We start from the raw sequence: 9,195 nt of genomic DNA on the forward strand, positions 1-9,195 counted from the left end.
GAGGGAGGGGGACCGGGTCGGCGGCGCGTGTCCGTCGGCACGACCTGGCAAGACTGACGCGGTGCGGAGCCGAGGCGGCTCGGTTGGTGGCGCGCCGGGGCCGGGCGGCGGCCCGTCGGAGGCGTGGAGGGGCAGGGWGACCCGGTCGGCGAGGCGTGGGTCGCGAGATCGGACCGGCCGTAGGTGTCGGTCGGCCTCGTCGAGGTGACGGCTGCGGTGCGGAGCCGAGGGGCTGGGGTTGTGGCGTGCCCGGGCCGGCCGGCGGTGTGGACGGGTCGGATGATGCAAGCGGCGGCGGAGCGGCATGGCCGTGTGAGCCGGCTGACACGCGGGGCGCCACGTGGCTACAGGCTCCTGGTCCAGCGGCCGGGCGCCCGGCCTGGGCGTCACGGGGTGCCGGTGCCCGGGCCGGCGGCGGATGTGCCGGCCCGCGCGGTGTGGCTGCCGGTGCGTGTGCCGGCAGCCGGATGCCCTGGTCTGGGCGTCATGCGCTGCCGGTCTCCGTGCCAGTAGCCGGATGTCCCAGCCCGGGCGGGCTGTGGCTACCAGCGCCCGTGCCGGCGGCCGGGTGTCACGCGGCGACCCGCTCCCGTGCCAGCAGTCGCCTGATGTCCCGTACGGCCGCCCGGCCGGCGCGGTTGGCGCCGATGGTGCTGGCCGACGGGCCGTAACCGACGAGATGGACGCGGGGGTCGGCGGCGGCGTGCGTGCCCTCCATGCGGATGCCGCCGCCCGGGGCGCGCAGCCGTAGCGGGGCGAGATGGTCGATGGCGGCACGGAAGCCGGTGGCCCAGAGGATGACGTCCGCGTCGACGTGCCGCCCGTCCTGCCAGTCCACTCCCGTGGGCGTGATGCGGTCGAACATCGGCTGCCGGTCGAGCACTCCGTCCTCGATGCCCTGGCGGATCGCGTCGCTGAGCGGCAGCCCGGTCACCGAGACGACGCTCATGGGCGGCAGTCCCTGCCGTACGCGTTCCTCGACGAGCGCGACGGCCGCCCGGCCCGCGTTCTCGTCGAAGGGGCCCTCACGGAAGACGGGCGGACGCCGGGTCACCCAGGTGGTGGCGGCCGCGTACGAGGCGATCTCCAGCAGATGCTGGGTGCCCGAGGCGCCACCGCCCACCACGACGACCCGCTGCCCGGCGAATTCCTCCGGCCCGGGGTACTGCGCGGTGTGCAACTGCCGCCCCCGGAAGGTCTCCTGGCCCGGATAGCGCGGCCAGAACGGCCGGTCCCAGGTGCCGGTCGCGTTGATCAGCGCCCGCGTCGACCACACGCCCTGCGAGGTCTCCACGAGCAGCCGTCCGCCGGGCCCCTCGCGCACGGCCCGTACGTCCACGGGGCGCCGCACCCGCAGGTCGAAGGCCCGCTCGTACCGGTCGAAGTAGTCGCTGATCACCTCGGCGGAGGGGCGGGCCGGATCCGCGTCCGTGAGTTCCATCCCCGGCAGCGCGTGCATCCCGTGCACCTTGCCGTACGTCAGCGACGGCCAGCGGAACTGCCAGGCGCCGCCGGGACCGGGGGAGTGGTCCAGCACGACGAAGTCGCGGTCCGGCTCGAAACCGGATCGCCGCAGGTGATAGGCGCCGGCCAGACCGGCCTGACCGGCGCCTATGACGACTACCTCGACCTGGCGTGTGTTGTTCACGCTTCTACCAACCGTGCCGGGATCGTGGATCTTCCCGGGCTGATCGAGGTGGCGGGTTCTGGCCTTTAGCCTTCCGCGGGCCGGGGCGCCGCGGTCGACGGCGGCAGGTCGCCGTTGAACCGGGTGTCGGTGAAGGCGGCGAAGTCGACCTTGCGCGGGATGAGCTTCAACGCCGTGAACGTGTCGACGATCTCCTGCTCGGAGGCGATCAGCGGCTTGTCGACGGCGACAGCGATCCGGGTCGTGTAGGTGCGCTTCACCGCGGCCAGCGCCACGTCCTCGGGGAGCCCGGTGTCCTTCGCCCAGACCTTCGCCCACTCCTCCTCGTGGTCGTACACCCACCTGTAGGCGCGGCGCAGCCGCTCCAGGTAGTCCTTGACCGCGGCGGCCTTCTTCTTGTCCTTCAGCGCGTCGGGTGCCGCGACCTGGAAGGTGAGCCCGTTGGTCACACCGTCGCCGTCGGTCAGGACCCGGCCCTGCCCGGCCTTCAGGATCTGGGAGGTGTACGGGTCCCACACCGCCCAGGCGTCGACCTTGCCGGCGGTGAACGCGGCGAGCGCGTCGGCCGGCTGGAGGTACTTGACCTTGATGTCGCTCAGTTTCAGCCCGGCCTTCCTCAGGGACGCGACCAGCTGGTAGTGCGCGGACGAACCCTGCGCGACGGCCACGGACCTGCCCTTGAGCTGCTCGGGGCGCTTCAGGGACGAGTCGTTCGGGACGAGGATGGTGTCGCCCTTGGACGTGCCGTGCCAGGCGGCCACGACCTTGATCTTCGAGCCCGCTCCGGCCGCGAAGACCGGCGGGGTGTTGCCGACGCCGCCGATGTCGACGGCCCCCGCGTTGACGGCCTCCAGCAGGGGTGGTCCGGAGGTGAACGTGGACCACTTGATCTTGTAGTCCAGGTTCTTCAGTTCCCCGGCGGCGCGCAGGACGGCCTCCGAACCGCCCTTCTGGTCACCGACGTCGATCGTGACGGAGCCATGGCCGTCGGTGCCGCCGTCCGACGTACTGGCGGCCGAGTTCCCGCCGCAGGCGGTGAGCAGCAGGGCGAGGGGGAGGAGCAGGGCGGCGGGGGCGAGACGTCGTCGCATGGCGGTTCCGTTCGTGTACGTAGTGAGTTCGGGCAGGTCGTAAAGGAGGGGCGAGGAGGTCAGGCGGCTTCGGCGGCCGTCGCCTCGACGCCGAGGCGTTCGAGGAGGCCGGCGCGCAGTGCGGCGAAGCGCGGGTCGGTGATGTCACGGGGGCGGTCGAGGTCGATGCACTGCTCGTGGGCGATGACGCCGCCGTCCATCACCAGGACGCGGTCGGCGAGCAGTACGGCCTCCTCCACGTCATGGGTGACGAGGAGCACCGCGCAGCCCCGGCGCTGCCACAACTCGCCCACGAGCCGCTGGGCCTTGATGCGGGTGAGGGCGTCGAGCGCGCCGAACGGCTCGTCGAGCAGCAGCAGATCGGGCTCGCGCACCAACGCCCGGGCCAGGGAGGCACGTTGCGCCTCGCCGCCGGAGAGGGTCTTGGGCCAGGCGTTCGAGCGGTGGCCGAGGCCGACCTCGTCGAGGGCCTGCTCCGCGACGGCGCGTTCGGGCTTGCCGGGCAGGCCGAGCAGGACGTTGCGCCAGACCTTCTTCCACGGCATCAGCCGGGGCGCCTGGAAGGCGACGGCCTTGCGGCGCGGCACCAGCACGGTGCCCTCGATGTCGCGGTCGAGCCCGGCGAGGATGCGCAGCAGCGTCGACTTGCCGCAGCCGCTGCGGCCGAGCAGGGCCACGAACTCGCCCGGCCGGACGTCCAGTCGCAGGTCGTCGATGACGGCACGGCCGTCGAAGGACCGGGTGAGGCCTTCGACATGGACCGCCTGGGGGGTCACCGGCCGGTGAACGTGGGTCGCCATTGCAGCAGCAGCCTTTCGAGGGAGCGGACGATGAAGTCGGCGAGCAGGCCGAGGAAGGCGTAGACGACCAGGCAGACCACGATCACGTCGGTCCGCAGGAAGTCCCGCGCCTGCACCATGAGGAAGCCGATGCCGGAGTCGGCGTTGACCTGCTCGGCGAAGACCAGGGCGAGCCAAGCGATGCCGAGCGAGTAGCGCAGACCGGTCATGGCGTTCGGCAGCGCGCCCGGGAGGACGACGTGCCGCACGAGCCCCCACCGCGACAGTCCGAGGGACTCCCCGGCCTCGATCAACTGGGCGTCCACGCCCCGGATCCCGGCGTAGACGTTGAGATAGAGCGGGAAGGTCACGCCGAGCGTGATGATGGCGACCTTGGGGGCCTCGCCGATGCCGAACCAGATGATGAACAGCGGGATGAGACCCACGAACGGCACGGTCCGCAGCATCTGCACGGGCGCGTCCACCAGGTCCTCGCCGATCCGGAACAGGCCCGAGACCAGGGCGAGTCCGGTGCCGACGACCAGACCGAGCAGCAGCCCGGCCGCGACCCGCTGGAGCGAGGTGCCCATGGCCGCGGGCAGCGACCCGTCGGCCACCATGTCCCCGGCGACCTGGGCGATACGGCCGGGCGAGGCGAGCACGTCCGGCTGCAACGCGCCCGTGGTGCTGAGGAGTTGCCACAAGGCCAGCAGCAGGACAGGGCCGGTGGTACGGCGCAGCCAGCGCGGGACGCGGGTGCGGCGGGAGGAGGTGGGGACGAGGGGCTGGAGGTCGAGGTCAGGAGCCGATATAGGCGAAATATCGGGTTCCGTTGACCTGGGCGGGGCATGACTGATGCTCATGAAGGCTCCACGGGGGAGAGCGAGGGCGTGAGGAGGTACGCCTCGCCGCCGCCGCACCGGCGAGAGCAGGAGTGCTCAGCGGGCAGGCGGAACCAGGGCGAGGGAACCGGAAAGCGAGGAGAGGAAGGGCGTCAGCAGCCGCGGCGACACGCGGCGGAGGCCACCCGCAGCAGGTCGATGTGACCGCGCGTGGTGAGCAGGGCTGAACGCAACATGCCGCTGAACTTAGCCAGGTGGCATGCGCACGGTCAACGGGCGTCTCGTCCAGTGGACGCCTGTACCGCCACCCGGGCGGGGGCGACCGGGCGCAACCCGGCTCGTGCGTCAGGATGGGGGCATGTCAGATGTCTTCACCACCCGAGTTCTGAACATCAGCACCGGATCCACGGAGAGGGTCGTCGACATCACCGGCGACTGCGAGTCCTTCCTGCGGGAGGCGGCGGCCGGTCGGGACGGCCTCCTCAATGTCTTCGTCCCGCACGCGACGGCCGGCATCGCCGTTCTGGAGACCGGAGCCGGCAGCGACGACGACCTCCTGGCCGCACTGCACACCCTGCTGCCCGCCGACGACCGCTGGCAGCACCGGCACGGCAGTCCCGGACACGGCCGCGACCACGTCCTGCCGGCCCTCGTCCCGCCGCACGCGACCCTGCCGGTGCTGGGCGGCCGGCTGGAGCTCGGAACGTGGCAGTCGGTGTGCCTCGTGGACACGAACAAGGACAACCCGGAGCGGAAGGTGCGGTTGAGTTTCCTGGGGTGAGCGCGGTCCGCCCGGCCGGAGCCGCCCCGGCATCGCGCCCGAACGGCTCCGGCATACCGTGACGCCCGCCCTTAATGCCCGTATTCTCGTCAATGCCAGATTCTCTTCCGAGCAGCGGATGATCGCGGGCGCAAGCGAGGCGAGGCGTGGTTCGGTCCGGCGAGGAACCCAAGCCGGCGGGGCGTGCGACTGACGGCACGGGGCCCGCCCGGCTTCGCGAGCGGTTTCTCCAGGGCGAGCAGATCGACGCGGGTGTGCGGACGTCCATCCTGAACTCGTGGCAGCGCTCCCGGTCCCTGGGTCTGTCGCCGGACCGGGCCGACCTCCCCTACCGGGAGGACTTCGACCCGGCAGGCCGTATCGTCCGCGCGGCCGTGCCGGTGGTCGACCGGCTCCAGGACGCGTTCTCCGGCAGCCAGATCAACATCTCGGTCGCCGACGCGAACGGGACGGTCCTGCTGCGCCGGTTCGGGGACCCGGCGATGGCCAGGAGCCTCCCGGCGATCCAGCGGGTCCCGGGATTCGTCTTCGCCGAGCAGGTCGCCGGCACCAACGGCATCGGCCTCGCCCTGGCGGAGCGGCAGCTCATCCGCGTCTACGGCGCCGAGCACTTCGCGGAGCGGTCCCAGGGCAGCGCCTGCGTCGCGATGCCCGTCCGTGACCCGCTCAGCGGACGCATCGAGGGCGTCCTGTGCTTCGGATATCCGCGTGGTTTCGAACAGCCCGCGCTGAGCGCGGCGATCCGCCGGGCGGCCGAGAACATCGAGCGGCGGCTGCTGGGGCAGAGCTCCGCGCACGAGCGCGCCCTGCTGCGGACGTACCTGGCCACCGGGGGCGAGGCCGGCCTGCACCATGGCGTCGCCCTGGACGCGCTGGCCGACGTCGTGCACCCCCGTGACCAGGCGATCCTGAGGGAGAAGGCCGCCGAGCTGATCTCCCGCGGGCAGCGGGCCGCCGTCGACGTGACCCTGCCCGACGGACGGCGGGTGACGCTCGTGAGCCGCCCGATGGCGAGCGCCTCCGGGGTTCGGGGCTTCGCCATCGAGGCCGTGCTGCCCGGCACCGCGGTGCGGGAGCCCCTCGTCCTCCCGCACCAGGCGGACGAGCTGCCGGACCTCGCCGCCCTCTCGACCACCCCACGGCCCGTACAACCGTCGATCACCCTGCCGTCCGGGCACCTCGCCGCCGCGCTCGGCCCGACCGTGGCGCCCGGCGGGGACCGGGGATCTGCGGAGGCCGGTGGCACCGTCACGGCCGACGGTGGCAGGGGCGGTGACCGGGGACCCGCGGGGATCGGTGGCACCGTCACAGCGGATGGTGGCACCGTCACGGCCGACGGTGGCGAGGGCGCGGCGGACGGCGGCAGGGCCACGCTGGATGGCGGCAAGGGTGCGACCGGCGGCAGCAGGGGCGCGACCGACGGCAGCAGGGGTGCGACCGACGGCCGGAGGAGCGCTACGGGCGGCGACAGGGGCCCGGCCGACGGCGGCACGGGCGCGGCGGACGACCGTCCCGGCTCGCCGTTCCCGGCCCGGGGGCTCGTGATGGTGGGGGAGCCGCACGTCGGGGCCTACGCCCTGGCCGCGCGCCGACGCCTGGAACTGCTGTCCGAGGCCAGCGCCCGCATCGGCACCACCCTGGACGTGCGCCGCACCGCCGAGGAACTGGCCGAGACGGCGGTCCCGCGCCTGGCCGACTTCGTCACCATCGACCTGCCCGACGCCGTCCTGCGCGGCGAGGAGTCCGCCGACCCCCTCACCGACCTGCGCCGCACGGTGCTGCACGGCGTCCGCGAGGGCCTGCCCTTCACGCCGCCCGGCAAGCGCATCGACTTCGGCCCGACCGCGCCCCAGCTGCGCTGCCTGACCGGGGGCGAGGCGGTGCTGGAACCGGACCTGAAGGCCGCCGCGGGCTGGCTCGCCCAGGACCCCCAGCACACCGCACGCCTGCTCGACCACGTCCACTCCCTCATCGCGGTGCCCCTGCTCGCGCGCGGTGTCGTCCTGGGCATCGCCAGCTTCTACCGCTCCGGGAGCTCGTTCGGGGACGACGACCGCTCACTGGCACAGGAACTCGCCACCCGCGCCGCCCTGTCCATCGACAACGCCCGGCGCTACACCCACGAACGCACCATGGTCCTGGCCCTCCAGCGCAGGCTCCTGCCGCACGGTCTGGTCGACCAGGACGCCGTCGAGGTGGCCCACCGCTATCTGCCCGCCGAGTCCGACGTGGGCGGGGACTGGTACGACGTCATCCCGCTCTCCGGCGCCCGTGTGGGGCTCCTCGTCGGCGACGTCGTCGGCCACGGCATGCTCTCCGCGGCCACCATGGGCCGGCTGCGCACCGCGGCACGCAGCTTCGCCGAGCTCGACTTCTCCCCGGACGAGGTCCTCACCCACCTGGACAACCTCGTGGGGCGCCTGGACCGGGAGGACCCCGACGGCAAGGGTGCCGGCGTCATCGGCGCGACCTGCCTGTACGCCGTCTACGACCCGACCGTGCAGCGGTGCCTCCTGGCGCGCGCCGGTCACCCGCCGCCCGCACTCGTCCACCCCGACGGCACCGTGTCCTATCCCGACCTCCCGGCCGGGCCCCCGCTCGGTCTCGGGGGCCTGCCCTTCGACGCCGTCGAGATCGACGTCCCCGAGGGCAGTCAGCTGGTGCTCTACACCGACGGACTCATCGAGGACCGGCACCGCGACGTGGACGTGGTCCTGGAGCAGTTGCGCGTGGCCCTGGCCCATCCGGAGCGAGCGCCCGAGGAGACCTGCCAGGCCGTCCTGGACACCGTGGCGCCCGCGCACCCGCACGACGACATCGCCCTGCTCGTCGCGCGCGTCCACGCCCTGGACCCCGGCCGGATCGCCGCCTGGGAGCTGCCCGCCGACCCGGCGCTCGTCGGCGACGTCCGGGCCTCCGCCATGCGCCGCCTGTCCGACTGGGGACTCGACGAGACCGCGTTCGCCGCGGAGCTGATCCTCAGCGAGCTGATCACCAACGCCATCCGGCACGGCACCGGGCCCATCCGGGTCCGGCTGCTGTACGGGCGCACCCTGATCTGCGAGGTCTCCGACGCCAGCAACACCGCCCCCCATCTGCGCCGGGCGGCCAGCACCGACGAGGGCGGACGCGGCCTGTTCCTCGTCGCGCAGCTCTCGCAGAGCTGGGGCACGCGCTACCTGGCGGAGGGCAAGGTCATCTGGGCCGAATGCGAGCTCGACGCCGCGTGAGGCGTCCGCCGACCCGCGTGGGAGTCACAGCGGTCGAAAGATGCCCGAAATGCTGTAATTTGATCGGGTGCGCGACGCTCCTGACACGCCGGTGAAGGCGGCTTCACCCTTCGGGCCGGAGCCCTTGGTCCGTATCCGCGGGCTCGGCAAGCGGTTCGGCGGGACGGTCGCGCTGGCCGGGGTCGACCTCGACGTCCACGCCGGCAGCGTGCTCGCCCTCCTCGGGCCCAACGGTGCCGGCAAGTCCACGCTCATCAAGGTCCTCGCCGGGGTCCACCCCGCCGACGCGGGACAGATCACCGTGGACGGCGAGCCCCTCGGCAGCCCTGCCGCGTCCCGGAGCATGTCCTTCATCCACCAGGACCTCGGTCTCGTGGAGTGGATGACGGTCGCCGAGAACATCGCCCTGACCAACGGATACGCCCGCCGGACCGGGCTGATCTCCTGGCGGCGCACCCGCGAGCGCTGCGTCGAGGCGCTGCGGATCGTCGCCGGGCACCTCGACCCCGACGCGCCGGTCTCCGGACTCGCACCGGCCGAGCGCTCGCTCGTCGCGATCGCCAGGGCCCTGGCGGCCCGCGCGAGACTCATCGTCCTCGACGAGCCGACCGCCCGCCTGCCCGCCGCGGACAGCGCCCGGCTCTTCCGCGTCCTGCACGACCTGCGCGACCGCGGCCACGGCATCCTCTACGTCAGCCACCGCCTGGACGAGGTGTACCAGGTCGCCGACACCTTCGCCGTACTGCGCGACGGCCGCCTCGTCAGCCACGGCCGCCTCGCCGGCCACAGCCCCGCCCGCCTGGTCCACGACATCGTCGGCGAGG

8 protein-coding genes are annotated in these 9,195 nt (G+C 73.1%); 3 read left to right on the plus strand and 5 right to left on the minus strand.

What is annotated here, in order from left to right; all coding sequences use genetic code 11:
* Window positions 1-571 precede the first annotated feature (571 nt).
* The 5 genes from CA983_RS35480 to CA983_RS49725 form a co-directional block, all read right to left on the minus strand.
* Window positions 572-1,648 (minus strand): NAD(P)-binding domain-containing protein, encoded by a 1,077-nt coding sequence (locus CA983_RS35480; RefSeq protein WP_086604859.1) that lies wholly within the window; start codon window positions 1,646-1,648, stop codon window positions 572-574.
* Window positions 1,649-1,713: 65 nt separating this feature from the next.
* Window positions 1,714-2,739: an ABC transporter substrate-binding protein gene (locus CA983_RS35485; protein ID WP_086604860.1), complete on the minus strand. Its 1,026-nt coding sequence runs from the start codon at window positions 2,737-2,739 to the stop codon at window positions 1,714-1,716.
* A 59-nt stretch (window positions 2,740-2,798) separates the two neighbouring features.
* The gene (locus CA983_RS35490; protein WP_086604861.1) at window positions 2,799-3,539 is read right to left on the minus strand and encodes an ABC transporter ATP-binding protein; all 741 of its coding nucleotides are present in this window, start codon (window positions 3,537-3,539) and stop codon (window positions 2,799-2,801) included.
* Window positions 3,512-4,381, minus strand: a complete 870-nt coding sequence (locus CA983_RS35495; protein ID WP_086604862.1) for an ABC transporter permease — start codon at window positions 4,379-4,381, stop codon at window positions 3,512-3,514. Before CA983_RS35495 ends, CA983_RS35490 begins: the two co-directional genes overlap by 28 nt.
* A gap of 131 nt (window positions 4,382-4,512) precedes the next feature.
* Window positions 4,513-4,596, minus strand: coding sequence for a putative leader peptide (locus CA983_RS49725; protein WP_349817350.1), 84 nt, complete (start codon window positions 4,594-4,596; stop codon window positions 4,513-4,515).
* A gap of 122 nt (window positions 4,597-4,718) precedes the next feature.
* Between CA983_RS49725 and CA983_RS35500 the strand changes: the two genes are divergently transcribed.
* From CA983_RS35500 to CA983_RS35510, 3 genes are all read left to right on the plus strand, one after another.
* Entirely contained in the window at window positions 4,719-5,141 is a 423-nt protein-coding gene (locus CA983_RS35500) for a secondary thiamine-phosphate synthase enzyme YjbQ (RefSeq protein WP_086604863.1), read from the plus strand.
* A gap of 146 nt (window positions 5,142-5,287) precedes the next feature.
* Window positions 5,288-8,371 carry a SpoIIE family protein phosphatase gene (locus CA983_RS35505; protein ID WP_086604864.1) on the plus strand — a complete coding sequence of 1,028 codons (3,084 nt, stop codon included), beginning with the start codon at window positions 5,288-5,290 and terminating at the stop codon, window positions 8,369-8,371.
* A gap of 67 nt (window positions 8,372-8,438) precedes the next feature.
* A partial coding sequence (locus CA983_RS35510; RefSeq protein WP_143645636.1) for an ATP-binding cassette domain-containing protein occupies window positions 8,439-9,195 on the plus strand: 757 nt, incomplete at its 3' end.

This window comes from Streptomyces swartbergensis (assembly GCF_002148965.1).
Classification (GTDB): Bacteria; Actinomycetota; Actinomycetes; order Streptomycetales; family Streptomycetaceae; genus Streptomyces; species Streptomyces swartbergensis.

What these genes read in the sequence shown, in the direction of transcription:
- CA983_RS35485 (WP_086604860.1), bottom strand. Translation starts at nt 2,739, where the DNA reads ATGCGACGACGTCTCGCCCCCGCCGCCCTGCTCCTCCCCCTCGCCCTG.
- CA983_RS35490 (WP_086604861.1), bottom strand. Translation starts at nt 3,539, where the DNA reads ATGGCGACCCACGTTCACCGGCCGGTGACCCCCCAGGCGGTCCATGTC.
- CA983_RS49725 (WP_349817350.1), bottom strand. Translation starts at nt 4,596, where the DNA reads ATGTTGCGTTCAGCCCTGCTCACCACGCGCGGTCACATCGACCTGCTG.
- CA983_RS35495 (WP_086604862.1), bottom strand. Translation starts at nt 4,381, where the DNA reads ATGAGCATCAGTCATGCCCCGCCCAGGTCAACGGAACCCGATATTTCG.
- CA983_RS35500 (WP_086604863.1), top strand. Translation starts at nt 4,719, where the DNA reads ATGTCAGATGTCTTCACCACCCGAGTTCTGAACATCAGCACCGGATCC.